General features: G+C 71.7%; 16 protein-coding genes. 14 read left to right on the top strand and 2 right to left on the bottom strand.

The genetic code is table 11. The features are described from left to right. Window positions 1-9 precede the first annotated feature (9 nt). Both ACZ4VK_RS26780 and ACZ4VK_RS26775 read left to right on the top strand, forming a co-directional pair. Window positions 10-801 carry a HisA/HisF-related TIM barrel protein gene (locus ACZ4VK_RS26780; protein WP_468356990.1) on the top strand — a complete coding sequence of 264 codons (792 nt, stop codon included), beginning with the start codon at window positions 10-12 and terminating at the stop codon, window positions 799-801. Then, window positions 798-1,571: a class I SAM-dependent methyltransferase gene (locus ACZ4VK_RS26775; protein WP_468356987.1), complete on the top strand. Its 774-nt coding sequence runs from the start codon at window positions 798-800 to the stop codon at window positions 1,569-1,571. Before ACZ4VK_RS26780 ends, ACZ4VK_RS26775 begins: the two co-directional genes overlap by 4 nt. A 100-nt stretch (window positions 1,572-1,671) precedes the next feature. Here ACZ4VK_RS26775 and hisF read toward each other — a convergent pair whose 3' ends face one another. Together hisF and hisH are read right to left on the bottom strand one after the other, a co-directional pair. Beyond that, entirely contained in the window at window positions 1,672-2,487 is an 816-nt protein-coding gene (gene hisF / locus ACZ4VK_RS26770) for an imidazole glycerol phosphate synthase subunit HisF (protein WP_468356984.1), read from the bottom strand. Then, a complete protein-coding gene (gene hisH, locus ACZ4VK_RS26765) occupies window positions 2,475-3,119 on the bottom strand; it encodes an imidazole glycerol phosphate synthase subunit HisH (RefSeq protein ID WP_468356981.1) in 645 nt (214 codons plus the stop codon). Before hisH ends, hisF begins: the two co-directional genes overlap by 13 nt. Window positions 3,120-3,408: 289 nt before the next feature. Here hisH and ACZ4VK_RS26760 point away from each other — a divergent pair, with 289 nt between their 5' ends. The 12 genes from ACZ4VK_RS26760 to ACZ4VK_RS26705 all read left to right on the top strand — a co-directional run bounded on the left by ACZ4VK_RS26760 (window position 3,409) and on the right by ACZ4VK_RS26705 (window position 17,107). Beyond that, a complete protein-coding gene (locus tag ACZ4VK_RS26760; RefSeq protein ID WP_468356978.1) occupies window positions 3,409-3,531 on the top strand; it encodes a hypothetical protein in 123 nt (40 codons plus the stop codon). Window positions 3,532-3,681: 150 nt separating this feature from the next. Then, entirely contained in the window at window positions 3,682-4,125 is a 444-nt protein-coding gene (locus ACZ4VK_RS26755) for a GFA family protein (protein ID WP_468356975.1), read from the top strand. 125 nt (window positions 4,126-4,250) lie between these two features. Further along, entirely contained in the window at window positions 4,251-5,000 is a 750-nt protein-coding gene (locus ACZ4VK_RS26750) for a hypothetical protein (protein ID WP_468356972.1), read from the top strand. 3 nt (window positions 5,001-5,003) lie between these two features. Further along, window positions 5,004-5,675 (top strand): dTMP kinase, encoded by a 672-nt coding sequence (locus tag ACZ4VK_RS26745; protein ID WP_468356969.1) that lies wholly within the window; start codon window positions 5,004-5,006, stop codon window positions 5,673-5,675. A 583-nt stretch (window positions 5,676-6,258) separates the two neighbouring features. Next, window positions 6,259-7,419, top strand: coding sequence for a helix-turn-helix domain-containing protein (locus ACZ4VK_RS26740; protein ID WP_468356966.1), 1,161 nt, complete (start codon window positions 6,259-6,261; stop codon window positions 7,417-7,419). An 83-nt stretch (window positions 7,420-7,502) separates the two neighbouring features. Further along, window positions 7,503-8,756, top strand: a complete 1,254-nt coding sequence (locus ACZ4VK_RS26735; RefSeq protein ID WP_468356963.1) for a helix-turn-helix domain-containing protein — start codon at window positions 7,503-7,505, stop codon at window positions 8,754-8,756. Window positions 8,757-8,984: 228 nt separating this feature from the next. Next, a complete protein-coding gene (locus ACZ4VK_RS26730) occupies window positions 8,985-10,100 on the top strand; it encodes an archaeosine biosynthesis radical SAM protein RaSEA (RefSeq protein ID WP_468356960.1) in 1,116 nt (371 codons plus the stop codon). A 118-nt stretch (window positions 10,101-10,218) separates the two neighbouring features. After that, on the top strand, window positions 10,219-11,409 hold the full coding sequence (locus ACZ4VK_RS26725; protein ID WP_468356957.1) for a cytochrome P450: 1,191 nt from the start codon (window positions 10,219-10,221) through the stop codon (window positions 11,407-11,409). Then, complete coding sequence (locus ACZ4VK_RS26720) at window positions 11,406-12,692, top strand: PLP-dependent aminotransferase family protein (RefSeq protein ID WP_468356954.1); 1,287 nt, start codon at window positions 11,406-11,408, stop codon at window positions 12,690-12,692. Before ACZ4VK_RS26725 ends, ACZ4VK_RS26720 begins: the two co-directional genes overlap by 4 nt. Then, complete coding sequence (locus tag ACZ4VK_RS26715) at window positions 12,689-13,858, top strand: glycosyltransferase family 9 protein (protein ID WP_468356950.1); 1,170 nt, start codon at window positions 12,689-12,691, stop codon at window positions 13,856-13,858. Before ACZ4VK_RS26720 ends, ACZ4VK_RS26715 begins: the two co-directional genes overlap by 4 nt. 56 nt (window positions 13,859-13,914) lie before the next feature. Then, entirely contained in the window at window positions 13,915-15,645 is a 1,731-nt protein-coding gene (locus tag ACZ4VK_RS26710) for a carbamoyltransferase family protein (protein WP_468356947.1), read from the top strand. A gap of 91 nt (window positions 15,646-15,736) precedes the next feature. Continuing rightward, window positions 15,737-17,107 (top strand): GDSL-type esterase/lipase family protein, encoded by a 1,371-nt coding sequence (locus ACZ4VK_RS26705; protein WP_468356944.1) that lies wholly within the window; start codon window positions 15,737-15,739, stop codon window positions 17,105-17,107. Window positions 17,108-17,143 lie beyond the last annotated feature (36 nt).

Raw genomic sequence — 17,143 nt, 5'->3', positions numbered from 1 at the left:
GGCGCCCACATGCCCACCACCTCCACCCCAGCGACCACCACGGCCGCCCCCGCCCCCGCCGGGCCGAGCGGCCCGTGGCGGGTGAACGTCGACGTCCGCCATGGCACGGTCACCTCCCTCCCCGGCCTGCCGCCGGGACGGCTGCTCGCCGACCTCCTCGATGACGACGTGCCCACCGCCGTCATCGACCTCGACCGCTCCACCGGCACCAGCTCCAGCACCGCGCTGCTGGAGACGGCCGTGCGCCATCACCCCGGCAGGCTGTGGGCCGGCGGTCGCCTGGCCCCGGGCGACCCGGCCGTCCGCCGCCTCCTGGACGCCGGCGCCGCCGGTGTCCTGCTCGGCTCCACCGGCCTTCTCCCCGAAGGGCGCCTCGACCCGCACACCTGGCCGGACTTCACCACCCTCGCCGACGCCGGACAACTGATGCTGTCCCTCGACGCCGTGGACGGACGGATCGTCACCGACGGCTTCACCCGCACCACCAGCGTGGCGCTCACCGACGCCCTGGACGCCCTCCTCGACGCCACCGTCAACACCCAGCCCGTCCTCATCACCGACGCCCGCGCGGCCACCCACCGCACCCCGCCCCCCTGGCACATCCTCGACCGCATCGCGGGCCGCCATCCGCGCGCCCACCTGTGGTACGCCGGCGGCCTGTCCGGGTGGGCCGACCTGACGCGCCTGTGGCACGCCGGCTGGGGCGCCGTCGTCGGCCGCGCCTACCTCACCGCCCCCCGTGGCCTGCCCGACGCCGACGGCCGCCTCCACCGCACCCCGCCCACGGAGAACCCGACATGACCCAGCCCACCCCCGCGCCCGACCGTGAGCCGTGGTGGATCAGCAACTACCGCGGCACCGGCTACCTGGAGCGCTACGGCAGCCACGACGGCGCCACCACCCGACGCGACATCGCCTTCCTCACCGCCCGCCTCGCCCTGCAGACCGACCACGTGATCCTCGACCTGTGCTGCGCCTTCGCCCGGCACACGGCCGAGCTGACCCGCCGCGGCTACACCCACACCACCGGCGTCGACCTGTCCCAGGACCTCCTCGACCACGCCGCCGCCACCGCCGCAGCGGACGGCGAGCGGCTCAACCTGCTGCACGCCGACGTCCGCGACCTTCCCCTGGACGACGGCTGCGCCGACGCCGTCCTGCTCCTGTTCAACTCCTTCGGCTTCCTCGACACCACCGACGAGGACCTCGGCGTCCTCCGCGAAGCCTTCCGCGTCCTGCGCCCCGGCGGCCGCATGGCCATGGACCACTTCACCCCGCACCCCGACACCATCGGCATAGGCACCCGCACCGTCCGCGGCGACCACGCCGAAACCGCCCAGCAGGTCACCTGGAACCCCGCCACGCGCAGACTCAAACGGCACACCACCACCGCCTACGACGACGGCACCACCGACACCAGCCACAGCTCGGTCCGCCTCTACACCCCCGCCGAACTGTCCGAACTGCTGCACGCCGCCGGCTTCGTCGTCGACGAGCAGTTCGGCGGCTACGACGCCCGCCCCCTCACCGCCGACAGCAGCCGCCACCTGGTCACCGCGCACCGCCCCTGACCCGCCGTACGCCCGGGACGGCCGTGCGACCCCGGAAATCAAGGCCGGGCCCGACCGCGTTCAGCGGCCGGGCCCGGCTTCGTTTCCGGAGGAAGCGTGCTCAGACGAGGCGGACCGGGAGCCCGTACCGCTTGGCGAGCTCGGCCTTGATCTCCCCGACCGGGACAGTGCGCTCCATACGCGGCGAGTACAGCAGCGAACTGACGATCGCCGCTGACGCGCCCGCTTCGGTGAACGCCGCCGCCGCGTGCTCGGCTGAACCGGCGCCGCCTGAGGCGATCACCGGCAAATTGACCGCCTCGGCGATCCGGCGGGTGATCTCCAGGTCGTAGCCCTCGTGCGTGCCGTCCTGGTCGATGGAATTGACGCAGATCTCCCCCGCCCCCAACTCCTCGCCCCGGCGCGCCCACACTATGGCGTCCATGCCGGTGGCTTGCCGGGCCCCGTCGATGAACACCTCGTACCCGCTGGGAATCTCGGCCGTGACTGGGACGCGCTTGACCTGCATGGACTGCACGATGCACTGGCGGCCGAACTCGGCCGACCCCTCGGTGATGATCGAGGGATTGCGCACCGCCATCGAGTCCAGACTGATCTTCTCCGCGCCGGCGGCCAGCACCGCGTGCATGTCCTCCAGCGACCGGATCCCGCCGCCCACCGTCAGCGGCACGAACACCGTCTCGGCGACCTTGCGGATCGTGGCCAGGTCAGCCTGGCGGCGCTGCGCGCTGGCGAGGATGTCGTAGAAGATGATCTCGTCAATGCCGTCCGCGTACACCGACGCGGCGACCTCTGCGGCGTCACCGACGTCGATGTTGTCCTCGAAGCGGCGGGCCTTGGTGACCCTGCCGTCGATGATGTCGAAGCAGGCGATCAGGCGGGTGGTCAGCCCTGTCGTCGTACTCAGGCCGGGCACAGCTCCTCCTGTGGGGTCTTGGCGAACCGCTCGAGGAGATCCAGCCCCAGCGGGCCAGACTTCTCGGTGTGGAACTGCGTGGCCATGATGTTGCCGCGCGCGACGGCAGAGGTGAACGGCAGGCCGTACTCCGTGGTCGCCGCGATGTCCCCGGCGTCTGCGGGGTCGGCGTAGTAGCTGTTCACGAAGTAGAAGTGGCCCGCTTCCGGCAGGCCGGCCAGGAAGGGATGGGTCGAGGTGCGGTGCACCTGGTTCCACCCCATCTGTGGCACCCGCACGTCAGCGCCGCTGAAGGCCCGCACGGTCCCGGGCAGCCAGCCCAGGCACGTCGCACCCTGCTCCTCGCTGGTCTCGAAGAGGACCTGGAGTCCCACACAGATGCCCAGGAACGGGGTGCGGCCTTCGATGACCCGGGCGTGCAGCGCCTGGGGCCATCCGGCTTCGGACAGGTAGGTCATCGTGGTCCCGGCTGATCCGACACCCGGAAGGATGATCCGGTCGATGCCATCCAATTCCGTGGGCGAGGTGAGCAGACGGTTCGGCACACCAAGGAAGTTCAGCGCGTGAACCACGCTCTGGCTGTTTCCGGTGCGGTAGTCGATCACGCCGACCACGGGTCGGTCGTCCTGCATGAACGCCTCAATCTAAGGGCCGCCGAAGGCGCCCCGGTTGAAGTAGCTGGCCGCCGCCACAGACAGGCGGCAAAGGTCACTGTGAGTCTATCGGCGGCCACCAGCCGATGCGGCTTGTTCCGCCCAGGCTCTGCGGGTCAGGGCGAAAACTGCTCTCTTCACCACGCTGGCTGGGGCTATCGAGGGAGCAGGCGACATTGCCGACCAGTGGATGACCAGTCAACCGGCTGTGCTGTGCTCCGTCTCCGGTACCGGGGGTATCCAGTGCACGCCATTGCCGAGGAAAGACGTGTGCATCGGCACCTCCGTCCCCGCCGCCTCGCCGCCCGGCGCCGCCAGCCCGCGCGCCATCCACGGCCGCGCCACCTGGCGTGACGCCGGATGGACCGTCCGCGCCCTCGGACGCCCCTGAGTCGCGGGTTCGTCGCCCGGCGCCCGTGACGCCTCCGTTATCGGCGCGCGGCCGGGGCCACGTCAGAGCCGCCAACAGCGTCCTGACGATCATGGAAGCGATGGCACACTGATGGGCTCAACTTGCCCATTGAGCCCGGGAGATCAAGTTATGAACGCCACCCCCACCCCCACCGGCGCCGCCCAGGGAGCCGAAACAGCGGGGGAACGTACGGGCGGCTGCCTGTGTGGGCGCATCCGCTTCGCCACCCGCGGCCCGGCAGTTTTTGCCCACACCTGCGCCTGTGGGCATTGCCAGAAGCTCGGCGGCACGCCAGTGATGTGGTGGGTGGGATTCGAGACGGTCACCTGGACCGGCGAGAGCGAGCCGACCTGGTACGAGACCTTTGAAGGCGAGGCGAAGCGCGGCTTCTGCCCGACCTGCGGCAGCCGCCTCGCGGCGATCGACAGCGACATCCCAGAGATCGGCATCAACGTCACCGCCCTCGACGACACCAGCAGCCCGGACCTCGTCCCCATCCAGGCATCCTTCCGCGACAACGCCGTGCACTGGCTGCCCCCGGTACCGGAGACCGAGCACAACACGGTCGGCTGACCGCCCGTCCACTGGTCGGAAGCCCCAGGCGATCCGGCCGCCGAGGGGAGCGCATCGTTCCGTATCGAAGTCTTATGGGTTCGATGTGCAGAGATCCTCCTCGAACTCGCTACGAGAGGACCCCCATGCCCCTCGATCATCCGGTTGCCTTCCCGCCCCCGGTCGGTGATGCCTGGGAGATGCTGAACGACGGTCTGCTCATCCAGCGGATCTATCTGCACCAGCAGGACATCCGGACAGCCTCCGTCCTTTCGCCCGGAGAATGCCTACTCCCCGAGGGAGCCTCGCCCGCGGCCCTCCTGGCCCGCCCCCTTCCGGCTCCCGAGGCAACGCTGCCGCTCGTCCAAGCGATCGGCCTGCGCGCCTGGGTGACGCTCCCACAGCACCTGGGCCACGCCGACACGGCGCCAGCGAGCCCCCTCGCACAGGTGACTGCGGACACCGTAGCCATCACGACAGGAAGCCGAAGCGATGACGTGCTGGCGCAGGCGGTGAGGGCGGTCTGCGCGGCCGCGGCCTGGTGGACCGGCGCGTTCGCCTCCATCCGCTACACCGGCGGACACCATCGCAGCCTTGAGGACGTCACCGCGCCGCTGTCGCTCGATGCGCTGACCGAGACCACCCGGCTCGTTGCCCTGGGATCGGCCACCCGCGTCCTGCGCCGCCACCTGCAGCAGACGGGCGACGCCGACGAAGAGGCCCGCACCGCGTTCTGCCGGGCGGTCACCGAGGTCATCGTCGCCGAGCCGGACATCCCCGGCCTCGTCGAAGAGCTGGGCGAACTGCGCCTGGCCGACCTCCTCGTCAACGCCCTGCCGTGGCGCGGCCGCCACACCGCCTACCGCAGCGGCCTGGGCTCCGGACAGGTGGAGTAGCCGATGGACACCAACTTCCCGCTGATCGTCATCGAGGGCCTGGACGGCACCGGCAAGACCACACTGCGCAAGGGCCTGTTCCGGCTCATCCAGGGCCTGTACGGCGTCACCCCACTCTCGGTGCTGACCACGAACTGGCTCGACGAGACCGTGGCCGCCGACCTCGAAGAGGGCAAGTACCGGCCCAGCGCCGCCAACCGCGACGCCTACCTGAAGGCGCTGTGCGCCGACAAGCGGGCCACGGTGAGCCGGCTGATCCGTCCCGCTCTGCCGTTCCGGCCGGTGATCGCGGACCGGTGGGTCATCTCCGAGCTGGCGTTCTGCGCGGTCAAGCACGCTCTTCCTTCGGAGACCACCTACGCCGCCCTGAAGGACGCGATCGGCGTACGGGCGGACATCACTCTGCTGCTCGAGGTCAGCGCCACGGACGCGGTCGCCCGGGTGGCATCGCGCGCCGACGACTCCGCCCGGACCGACTGGGACGTGGTGCCGGTCCAGGAACGCGTCCGTACCGTGCACCAGGAGATCACCGCCCGCCCGCTGGACTTCGGCCTCCTCGGGCCGATCGTGCAGATCGACGCCTCCGGTGACCGCCCCACCGTCCTGTCGGCAGCCTGGGCCGCCCTGCGCGAACACCGGCTCCTGCCCGCCCTTCCCCTGACGGAGATCTCGTGAGTACCGCACCCGCTCAGATACCCCGCTCCCTGTCCGCGCCCAGGTGACCGGCAGACCCGTCCGTGCGGTCAGCGCCGCCAACGCCATGGCCGCGAAGGCCCCTTTCGAGGCCGGTTCGACGCGTATGGGTGTCCGCGCTGGAGGTCTCCATCATGCTCGGCCTGCCGGATGAGAACGTCCTGAACCCCGCGACCTCGCCGACGTCGTCCTGGGGGCCACAGCACAATGTCCGCGAAGCGCGGCGTCACTCAGTACGTGTCGGCCGACGCGATTGCCCCTGAGAGCCCGAGCGCTGAAGGCCAAGCTCACCACCATCCTCCAAGCCTCGGCGGCCGCGTAGACCAGGATGGCGAAACCCTTGGTGCGCCCCGAGGGTAAGAGGGTTCGGCCCCAGCGGAAGCCCAAGGAGAAGTGCTGATCCCGCCGGGGCAGGCGGTACGGGCACTCGCCGCATGAGAGATCGGCGCACTGCGTCGACCTGGCATATTCGCTTCGGCTCAATCCTTGTGGATACGGTATTCCGCGAAGCCCTTGTGGCCCTGCCAGGGGCCAGACCGCGACCGGCGCATATTGCCGCCCACGGATGAGCACGGAGCCCGATGGCCATGCGAGCACCCCGGTGACGCTGGAGACCGACCGTGAGGGTGACGTCCCGATAGGGCACCGACTTGCCCAGTGGCGAGAACGCCGCGGGATCGAGGTGACCGACCTCGCGCGGCACTCTGGGCTCACCGAGCACCTGATCGTCGGCGTCGAGGCCGGACGCGACTGGGTCGACCACCATCGCGTCCTGTGCTCCCTGGCCGACGGCCTGCATCTCGACCCTCTCGACCTGACCGGCCAACCGTACGCGCCGCACGGCGAGCACCACGCGACCGTCCGGGCCGCCGCCTGGCATCTGCGTCGCCACGCGCTCCGTTCCGGCCCCCACACCTCGGCCGACCGGAAGTGGGAGCCAACCCGTCTGCGGTCTGCGGGCGAGGAAGTCCGGGACGCTCAGGCTGCCGGAGACGAATACGCCCTCGCGCTGGTGCTGCCTGAATTGCTTGAGGTTGCCGACCACGCGGTCAGCTCCAGCGGCGGGGACCATCGGGAGATCGTGTCGGCGCGGAATCTCGCCTACGCCAGCGGGGCCGGTCTGCTGCGCCGCCTGGGCTACCGGGATCTGGCCTGGAGCCTGCTTCATCGAGCCCGTCCGGCCGCCGCCGATGGTCAGGTTGTCGAGACCGAGGAGGTACGGCTGCTGACGAGCATGGGCATGCCCGGTGAGGCTGCCGACCGCGCCGAGCGGCATCTCGCGGCGGAGCGGTCGGTCGGTCTGCTGTGCGCGGCCGCGTTCGCCCACGCGACCGCCGGTCAGCGTCTGTACGCGGAACAACGGCTGGACGAGGCGGACGGTCGTATCGCGGGTGAGGCGGATACGGCGGAGGTGGCGGCGGCCAGGGCGGGCAGCGCGATGCAGTTCGGGGCCTGGGAGCAGGTCCTGGAAACGCAGGGGGCGGTTGCCTCCATGCCGCCGGGCCGCCGGGCCGACATGCTGCTGCTCGCCGCGGGGTCTTGGGCCAGGCTTGGGGAGATCGGCCGGGCCGTGGAGCGTCTGGCGGCGGCCGAGGAGGCGGCCGCGCTCTACATCAGGCTGGATCCGCTGGCCCGTGAGCTCCTCCGTGCTCTGCGGGCCCGAGACCGGGACGCAGCCGATGCTCGGGTACTTGCTCGGATGGCGGGCAGATTTGGGATGAAGTGAACCGGGCGCATTGGGGGAATGCCCGTCTGGGCCGGGCCGCCCCGGTCTAGCCTGTGGATCTTCTGTATGTGGGGCGGGCGTTGATGGACGAGCAGCAGTCGTACCGGGCCGAGACGATCGGAGCCGGCCTGCGCGCCTTGCGGCGCCAACGCGGGGTGAGCCTGGCGAACTTGGCGGAACAGACCGGGATCTCGAAGAGCTACCTAAGCATGGTCGAGAACGGCAAGCGGCTGCTGACGAGCACGGTGTTCCTCGACTCCATCGCCGAGGCCTTACGGATCTCTCCCGCCGAGCTGACCGGACAGCCGGTCGCACCGACGGACCCGAGTACCGGCGGGGCACACGCCATGATTCCCGCTCTCCGCCTCTCCCTCATGGGCCTGTCCGTCCCCGCGTCAGTTCCCGGCGGGCGCCTCCCGGAGGATCCTCTCCAGCTCCTGACGGCTCGGGTCACACGGGCCAACGCCCTCTACCACGCGAGCCAGTACGACACGCTCGCCGCCGAACTCCCCGGACTCCTCTCGGACTTGCGGGAGGCGGCCGACGCCCGGCACGGCTACGTGCGCCGTCGACTGCTGCAACTGCTGGCCGGCGCCTACCACCCCGCGTGCGTGATGCTGCTGAAGTACCTCGGCTACCCCGACCTGGCCTACGTCGCGGTCACTCGCGCTGCCGAGGTGATCGCCGAACTCGAGGACCCGCAGTACACGGCCCTGTCGGACTTCTTCACCGCGCACGTGCTGCTGGCTGTCGGCAGCCCCGGCCAGGCCCTCGCGCACGCCGGGACCGCGATCTCCGCGCTGGAGCGGCAGCGGGGAGGCGGCCGTGCCCCCCAGGCGCTGCTGGGCGAACTGCACCTGATCGCGGCCACGGCCGCCACCCGGGACAAGACCCGCGCTGGCGAGGCGCGCCGCCTCGGAGCCGAGACCCACCTCGCCGAGGCCCGGCGCCTGGCCCAGTACACCGGCGAGACCCGCGACTGGCACCTCAACTTCGGTCTCACCAACGTCGGCATCCACCACGTGAGCCTCAACGCCACCCTGGGCCGGCACGGCGCCGCCGTGGACGCGGGCGGCGCGCTGGACCCTGAGTCGATCACCGCCCCGGGCCGCCGCATGGCCTACCACGCCGACCTCGGCAGATCCCTGGCCCATCTGCGCGGCCGGGCAGGCGACGCCACCCGCGAACTGCTACTGGCCGAGACCATCGCGCCGCAGCGGCTGCGGGTGGACCCGTACGTGCGGGACTGCGTCATCTACCTCCTCGGTCGGCCGACGCCCCCACACACCCGTCGCGACCTGCGGGGCCTGGCCCACCGGGTCGGCGTCCTGTCGTGAACCGCGCCGCCCCGACGAGGAGCGGAGGAGCGAGGGTTCACCACGGTGAACCCTGCGGGTGAACGCCCGGCTACTTTCGGTGTCCGCCCTGACGGGGCCGGACAGACGCGAGGCGGTCTTCCGCTGCCCGGCATCTCCCGGTCTCCTTGACGGGTTCGTGACGGCTGCGCCGCGCCTCCGGTCCGCGCGCATGCCTGGCTGGCCGACCGGGGAGCGAGGGGACCTCTCATGCCCGAGCACGCGTCTGATGCGGCGGTACAGGTGCGCGATCTGCGTCGGCGGATCGGTGACCTGTCCCTGCGGCTGCGTACCGCCGGCACCCAGATCAAACCGGCCGAGCCGCGGTTCACCGACTACGACAAGATCAGGCTTCCCGGTGGGGAGCTGGCGGGCCGCAAGAAGGTCATCGTCATGTCGGGCGGCTGCAGTGTGCCGACGTGCACGATGTGCCCCTTCACCAACTTCAACAACTACGGACTCGACGGCGGATCCTCGCGGGAGAGCCTGCTGGACCAGGTGCGGCGCACCCTGACGCGTACGGAGGGCGAGCCCGCGTACGAGGTGCTCTCCCTCTACAACGACGGGAGCTTCTTCGCGCCGAGGGAGATCCCCCGGGATGTCCAGGTGGAGATCGCCCGGCTGGTCGCGGCGGCCGGGGTCAAGCACCTGGTGGTCGAGTCATTACCGCAGTTCGTCACCGAGCCGGTGCTGGCTCCGTTCGTGAAGGCACTGGCCGGGGTGCGGCTGGAGATCGGGATCGGCCTGCAGTCCGCCGACGAGCTGGTGCGCGAGACGCTGGTGAACACCCGCATCTCCCAGAAGTCCTTCGAGCGGGCCCTGTCGGTGATGGCCGGCCACGGGGTCGATCCGAAGATCTACCTGCTGATCAAGCCGCCGTTCCTGAGCGAGGGCGAGGCGGTGACCGACGTCGTGAAGTCGGTGGACTACCTGACCGGGCTCGGCGTGCGCGGGATGACGCTGTGCCCGACCAGGGTCTCGCGCCACACGGTGGCCTGGGAGCTGTGGCTGGCCGGCCAGTACACGCCGCCGAACCTGTGGACGGTGGTGGAGTCCGTGCGCCGCGTCCACGAGAGGCTCGCGGTGCGGGTGGCGTGCGTGAACCTGCGCGGCACCGACTTCGAATCGGTCTTCCCCGACGCCTGCCCGGACTGCGCCGACAAGGTGGTCGACGCGCTGATGCAGTTCGGGGAGAGCGGCGACGCCAGCGATCTGCCCGCGGACTGCTCCTGCCGGCCGCCGCTGAAGGTGACCGCCCTCGACCACGCCGCCATCACAGCCCGCGCGGCGCAGCAGCTCAACGTCCTGGACCGCGCCGGTGTCTGACCAGCACGCCGCGCCGCCTCCCGCAGCCACACTTCCGCGGCATCCGGCAGACGGCTTCGCCGACGATCCACTCCGAGTGCTGGAAGAGGGGCATCGCCGGCACGGCCCGGTCTTCCGCATGGCCGTCGACGGCGTGGAGACCGTGCTGGTCGGCACCTGGGCGGGGCTGGGCGAGCTGTTCGCGGCTGAACGCGGCCGCCTGGACGTGCTTAACACCCCACTGGTTCACGACCTGTTCGGTCGCGCCCTGTTCAACCTCACCGCGGACCACCACGGCGAGGCCCGCCGCAGACTGCGCCCCGTCCTGTCCGGGCGGGCGCTGCCCGGCTACGTGCCGTCCCTGCTGGAGGTCATCGGCCCGACCACCGGCCGGTGGGCACTGCACGGCACCGAGGATCTGCACGGGCAGGTGCGGGAGCTCACCGGGGCGATGAGCTCCCGCGTCCTGCTCGGCATCACCCCAGGGGATGCGGACGCGGCCACGTTCGCCGCCGCCTTCGAGGAGTTCGTGGCGGCGACCGGCGCGCCGCCGGGACCGGCCCGGTACACGGACCGCCGGTACTGGGCCGGCCGATCGGCGCGCCGGGAGCTGCACGCCCTGTTCGCCCGGCGGGCCACCCAGGCCGCAGACGTGAACCGGGCCGGACCCGGCGGGTCGGCGCTTGCTGGCCTGGTGGCGGCGTTCGCGGACGCCCCTGCCGGGGTGGGGCCGCTGGCGGACCATCTGCTGGCGCTGCTGATCGCCGCGCGGGAAACGACGGCGAGTCTGCTCACCTGGTGCCTGGTGGAGCTGGCCGGCAACCGCGAGCACGCCGAGCTCGCGGCGGCCGAGGCCCGCGCCGTGTCGGCCGATCGGGACCGGCTGGTGGCGCGCGACGGACTGCCGGTGCTCCGGTCGGTGCTCGCCGAGAGCTTGCGCCTGCACTCACCGAACCTGCTGTCGATGCGGGAAGCGGTCTGCCCCGTGACGCTGGGCGGCCACCGGATCGAGGCGGGCACACGGGTGGCGTACTCCCCATCGGCCGGACACTTCGATCCCGAGACCTTCCCGCGCCCCCGGGCATTCCTGCCCGGCCGGTTCCTGGCCGGGCAGGCAAGCCGCTCGCGGCTGTGGGCGTTCGGCGGGGGCGCGCACGCATGCCTGGGCCGTCCGCTCGCCGAGCTGATGGCCCTCACCGTCATGGCCTGTGCCCTTCAGCAAGGGCTCCCGCGCCTGCCCGCCGGACCGCCGACCCGGATCACCTTCCGCCCCGCCAAGGCCCCCCTCGACCCGCTGCCGTTCGCCCTGGACCAGGAGCCCGCTTCATGACCCGCACTCCCCCCGACGCACTGGCCGCCCTCCAGCAGGCCGCCGCCCACCACACGGCCGGCCGGAACCGGCTGCACCTGGTGCCCAGCGAGAACCGGCTGTCGCTGGCCGCCCGCCTCCCACACCTGATGGACGCCGCCGTCCGCTACGCCTTCCCCGGACCCAACAACGGAAGCGAGAACTGGGCGTGGCCGGGCCGCCAAGACCTCGTCGACGTCGAACAGACTGCGGCCGTCCGGCTCGGCGCACAGCTGGGCGCCGAGTTCGTGAACCTCAAGCCGGTCTCCGGGGTGTCCGCACTGACCGCGGCGCTCTCAGCGCTCGCGAAGCCATGGGCGGTCGCCTACAACCTGGCGGAGCGCGACGGCGGACACGGCTCGACCCGTTTCATCGGCAACCGCCTGGGCCTGCAGATGAAGGACCTCCCCGTCGACCCGGCCACCTGCACCCTCGACCTCGACGCACTCGCCCGCCGCCTGAGCACCGGGCCGCGCCCGGCGCTGGTGTACCTGGACGCGTTCATGTGCCTGTTCCCCGTGGACCTGCCGGGCCTGCGGGAGGTCGTCGGACCGGAGACGGTGATCCACTACGACGCCTCCCACACCCTGGGCCTGATCGCCGGCGGTGCCTGGCAGAACCCGCTCGCCGAGGGCGCCGACACCATGGGCGGCTCCACCCACAAGACTTACCCCGGCCCGCACAAGGGCCTGCTGGCCACCAACGACGCCGGGCTCGCAGGCCTTCTGGACGAGCACGCCTCGCACTTCGTCTCCCACCACCACCCGGCCGACGTCGTCGCCCTGGCCGTGGCCGCCGCCGAGATGGACACCCACGGCCAGCAGTACGCGCACGCCACCGTCGCGAACGCCCGCCGACTGGGCGCGGCGCTAGCCGGGCGCGGGCTCACGGTGTGCGGGGAGAAGGCCGGGTTCACCGACTGCCACCAGCTGTGGATCGACATCGCCCCGCTGATGGACGCCGAGGAGGCGTCCCGCCGCCTGTTCGAGGCCGGGATCGTCGTCAACGCGATCCCGCTGCCGCACATCACCGCACCGGCCGGGCTGCGCCTGGGCGTACAGGAGCTCACCTGGGCCGGGGTGCGCGAGGACGGCATCGACGAGCTGGCCGAGGTGTTCACCGCCGTGCTGCGCGACGGCCAGGACCCGGCCTCCCTCGCGCCCCGCACCCGGGCCCTGGCCGAATCGCTGGAGCCGGACGCCGGCGGGGACGCGCAGGTACTGCGCGTGGCGCTCGCCGCGGCCGGGATCGGCGGTGCCGCGTGATCCCCGAGCAGATCCCCGACAAGGGCGCCTTCCTCGGCCCGATCCACACCACCGGGACGTTCGAGATCCGGCCGGACTGCCGGCACTTCGCCGGCGGGAGGCCCTGCCGGTTCTGGCGGCCGTGCCACGGCTGCCCGCACCACGACCCGGTCGATCACCGGGTGCTGATCGTGATGCTCGGACTGCTGGGCGACATGCTCATCGCCTCCCCGCTGCCCCAGCGGATCCGCGACGAGCACCCGCACGCGCACGTCACCTGGCTCGTCGACGAGGCGAACTCGCCGATCCTGCGGATGAACCCGTACGTCGACGAGGTCCTCATCCACGACTGGGAGGCCGCCGCCCAGCTGCCCTCGCGCCGCTTCGACGCCGTGTACTCCTTCGAGCGGACCCCGTCGGCCGCAGCCCTGGTCGACCGGATCCAGGCCGGGCACAAGGCCGGGCTCGCCTTCGGCGGACCCCACCACAGCCTGTACCCAATGGGTGAGGCCGCGCAGCAGTTCTTCCGGCAGAACACCTGGAACGACTACCGCACCCTCACCAACACGCAGACGTGGACGGAGCTGTACTTCGCCGTCGCCGGATACGAATACGCGGGCGAGCCGTACGTCCTGAAGGTGCCGGAGGAGGCGCGGCGGCGGGCGGCCGGGCTGCTCGGGCAGCGCACCGGACCGCGGGTGTGCCTGAACTTGGGCGGGTCGCTGTCCACGAAGCTGTGGCCCGAGCGGCACTGGGCCGACCTCGCCGACGCGCTCCTGGACCACGGGGCGCAGCTGGCACTCCTGGGCGGGCCGACCGACCAGGCGGCCTGCGAGACGCTGGTGCGGCACCTGCGGATGTGCGGCGCCGACGAGACCCGGGTCGCGTACGCGCCGCTCACCCTGGAAGAAGCGTCCGCCCTGCCGGGCCTCGTCGACGCCGTCGTCAGCGGCGACTCCTTCGGCTTCCACCTCGCGCTCGCCCACAACCGGCCCACCGTGCTGCTGCTCGGCCCGTCCAACGGCGCCGAGGTCATCCCCAAGCACGCCACCAACGTCACCGCGCTGCGCTCGACGCTGCCGTGCGCACCGTGCGCCCACCAGGTCGCCTGCGGCGGAGTCGGCGGCTGCATGGACACCATCGACCCGCCGGCCGTCCTCAAGGCGACCCTCGACCACCTGACCTGACCACCCGCACCGCCGCCCCGAAGCCGGGGCGGCGGCCCGAACCCGAAGAGAAGGACGTGATCCTGTTGGCCATCGTGCTGGGGCTGGGCGGCCCGTACTACCACGACGCCTCCGCCTGCCTGGTCATCGACGGGAAGGTAGTCTCCTTCGCCGAGGAGGAGCGGTTCTCCCGCCACAAGCACCACAAGGACTCCCGCTCCTGCGCGGCGGCCGCGGCCTACTGCCTGTCCGAGGCCGGCATCACCCTGGACCAGGTCGACGAGATCGCGATCGCCTTCAACCCGGCCTGGCCCACCCCGAGCGATACGTGCACGGACGCCGAGCTGATCGCCGAACTCCTCGACCCCGCCCTGTTCGGTCACCACCGGCCCCAGCAGGTCACCGTGGTCGAGCACCACCTCGCGCACGCCGCCTCCGCCTTCCACCCCTCCGGCTTCGACGAGGCCGCCGTCCTGGTGGTCGACGGCTCGGGCGACGGCGTCTCCGCCACTCTCGCCCACGGCACCACCGACGGATTGAAGATTCTGCGCCAGTTCCCGTTCAGCCAGAGCCTGGGCTGGTTCTACGAGACCGTCGCCGAACACCTCGGTCTCGGCGACTGGACGAGCTCCGGCAAGCTCATGGGCCTCGCCGGGTACGGCAACCCCGACCGCTACCAGCTGGACTTCCTCACCCCGCGCTCCGGGGGCTACCATCTGGACCTGTCCCGCTACGGCATTCGCCCCGACGAGAGCGTCGAGGACCAGTACACCGACCTGCGCTACTACCGCCGTCTCAAGACCGCGTACGCGACCGCGTACACCGACCTCGGCATCCCGCCCCACCGCCGCGCCCGCACCTACACCGGCGGCCGGGTCATCCCGGACACCGCCTACCGGGCCGAGCACGCCGACCTCGCCGCCTCCGCACAGCGCCTGCTGGAGCAGTGCCTGACCGAGCTGGGCCGCGAAGCCCTCGCCGCCACCGGCGCCACCCGGCTGTGCATCGCGGGCGGCGTCGGCCTGAACTGCTCCGCCAACGGCCGCCTCGCCGGGCTGCGCGGCGTGCAGGAGCTGTTCGTCCAGCCAGCCGCCGGTGATGCCGGATGTGCCATCGGCGCGGCGCTCGAGGTCGCGGTGCGCCGCGGCGACCTCACCCTCCCGGGACCGGCGATGACCAGTGCCGCCCTCGGCCCCGCCTTCGCCCCGGGCACAATCCGCGCCCTCCTGGACGACTACGGCCTGCCCTACCTGGACCACGGCGCCGACCTGCCGACCGTGGCCGCAGGACAGATTGCGCTCGGCCGCACCGTCGGCTGGTTCCAGGGCCGGATGGAAGCCGGGCCCCGCGCGCTCGGTCGCCGCAGCATCCTCGCCGACCCCCGCCACCCCCATACGCGCGACCACATCAACGACCACGTCAAGCACCGGGAGCCGTGGCGCCCCCTGGCCCCGGTCCTCCTGGCCGAGGCGGCGCCCGACCTGATCGGCACGAGCACCCCGCACCCGTTCATGATCGTCGCCCGGCAGGCCACCGATGCCGCCCGCACGGCCATTCCGGCCGCCGTGCACACCGACGGAACGCTGCGCCCGCAGACCGTCGCCCGCGACGACACCGACCCCTACGCGGCGCTGCTCGCCTCGTACGCTGAGCAGACCGGACGGCCGCCCGCGCTGCTGAACACCTCCTTCAACCACGAGGCCGAGCCGATCGTGTGCACCCCCCGCGACGCCGTCGCGACCTTTGCCGCCGGCCCGCTCGACGCCCTCGCGATCGGACCGTTCCTCGTCCGCAAGGAGCGCCGGTAACTGACTGTCCGACACTGCCTGCTCACAGCCGGTACGTTGAGCCCCGGCCCGGCCCCGGCCTCTACCGCCAAGCGAAGGACCGATTCCCGCGATGACCAGTACGCCTGCGCCCCGTCAGTCCGCCGCCGAGCGGCTGCGCACCGAGCACGGCCCGGCGCTCGCCCTCGGCGACGACTGTGACCTGCCCGACGATCTCGTGATCGAGATCGACCCCGGCGCCCACCTGTCCCTGGGTAACCGGGTCTCGATCCGCCGCGGCTCCACCATCCAGGTCCACCGCGGCGCCACCGTCGCCATCGGCGACGATGTCGCCATCGGAGAGCACACCTTCATCTCCGCCATGACCGGTATCCGTATCGGCGCCGGCGCGGCGCTCTCCAACATGGTCGACCTGCACGACCACAACCACCGTGCCCGCACCACCGAATACGTGCCCACCGGACAGTTGGTGCCCTGGGCGTCCGGGTTCGAGGCCGCCCCGATCGTCATCGAGGCCGGTGCGATCGTGTCCAACAAGGTCACCGTCACCGCAGGCGTCCGGATCGGGGCGAACGCCTTGGTCGGCGCGAACGCGGTGGTGTCCCACAGCATCGCCCCCGACACCATCGCCTCGGGCGTCCCGGCCACTGGCCGCCGTACCTTCGACGGCGTGCCGGTGCCGCGCGAGGACCCGCGCACCCTGACCGTCGGCTTCTTCGGGACCTCGATCATGGAGCACCTGGAGGCCATCAACGCGCAGATGACCACCCAGGCCGATCTGCCAGAGGTCGGCTCCAAGGTCACCGTCGAGGGCTGGTCCCAGCGCGGTTGGGTTCACCGCCTGGCCCTGTCCCTGCGCGTCGCCTGGCCGCACGTCGCCTTCGACGTCCGTAACCACGGGGAGGGCGGTGCCACCAGCCGCGACGTCGCCAAAATCGTCGAAGCCGACCGGGCTACCACGGGTACCGACTACGACCTGGTGTTCGTCGGCTGCGGCATCAACGACGTGTGGAGGCGCTTCCAGGGCCGCATGTCCGAGGCGGTCGACCTCGAGGAATACACCCGGCACCTGACCGGGATGATCGGCCAGCTCACCGGCTACGCCCGCCAGATCGTCGTCGTCTCCGAGACCCCGTTCGGCCCGATCGAGGACCCCGCCACCGTCACCGCGATGAACGCGGAGCTCGCCTGCTACAACGCGGCCGCAGCCCAGGCCGCCGCCGCGCACGGCGCGCTGTTCCTGGATGTGTGGGGCCCGTTCACCACCGCCGCCCGGCACCTGTCGGGCGACCTGGCGGCCCTGTGGAGCGACGGAGTGCACCTGACCGAGCTCGGGGACACCGTCCTGCTCCAACAAACCGAACGGCTCCTTGCCGAGCACCGCATCGCCGAGAAGCTCGTGGACTACCCGCTCCTTGAGCGCGACGCCGCGCTGACCACGTACGGGCCCATGTTCGCGCCGTACCGGCCGGCCGGAGCCTGAAAAGCCCCGGGACGTCCGGCGCTGGTCGGCCACCGC

The sequence above is a fragment of the Streptomyces sp. NPDC028711 genome (genome assembly GCF_055565415.1).
This window is presented reverse-complemented; position numbering and strand designations above follow the sequence as displayed.

Coding starts and splice junctions, on each gene's coding strand:
- ACZ4VK_RS26780 (WP_468356990.1), top strand. CDS start 10: ATGCCCACCACCTCCACCCCAGCGACCACCACGGCCGCCCCCGCCCCC.
- ACZ4VK_RS26775 (WP_468356987.1), top strand. CDS start 798: ATGACCCAGCCCACCCCCGCGCCCGACCGTGAGCCGTGGTGGATCAGC.
- hisH (WP_468356981.1), bottom strand. CDS start 3,119: ATGCAGGACGACCGACCCGTGGTCGGCGTGATCGACTACCGCACCGGA.
- ACZ4VK_RS26755 (WP_468356975.1), top strand. CDS start 3,682: ATGAACGCCACCCCCACCCCCACCGGCGCCGCCCAGGGAGCCGAAACA.
- ACZ4VK_RS26750 (WP_468356972.1), top strand. CDS start 4,251: ATGCCCCTCGATCATCCGGTTGCCTTCCCGCCCCCGGTCGGTGATGCC.
- ACZ4VK_RS26745 (WP_468356969.1), top strand. CDS start 5,004: ATGGACACCAACTTCCCGCTGATCGTCATCGAGGGCCTGGACGGCACC.
- ACZ4VK_RS26740 (WP_468356966.1), top strand. CDS start 6,259: ATGAGCACGGAGCCCGATGGCCATGCGAGCACCCCGGTGACGCTGGAG.
- ACZ4VK_RS26735 (WP_468356963.1), top strand. CDS start 7,503: ATGGACGAGCAGCAGTCGTACCGGGCCGAGACGATCGGAGCCGGCCTG.
- ACZ4VK_RS26730 (WP_468356960.1), top strand. CDS start 8,985: ATGCCCGAGCACGCGTCTGATGCGGCGGTACAGGTGCGCGATCTGCGT.
- ACZ4VK_RS26725 (WP_468356957.1), top strand. CDS start 10,219: ATGGCCGTCGACGGCGTGGAGACCGTGCTGGTCGGCACCTGGGCGGGG.
- ACZ4VK_RS26720 (WP_468356954.1), top strand. CDS start 11,406: ATGACCCGCACTCCCCCCGACGCACTGGCCGCCCTCCAGCAGGCCGCC.
- ACZ4VK_RS26705 (WP_468356944.1), top strand. CDS start 15,737: ATGACCAGTACGCCTGCGCCCCGTCAGTCCGCCGCCGAGCGGCTGCGC.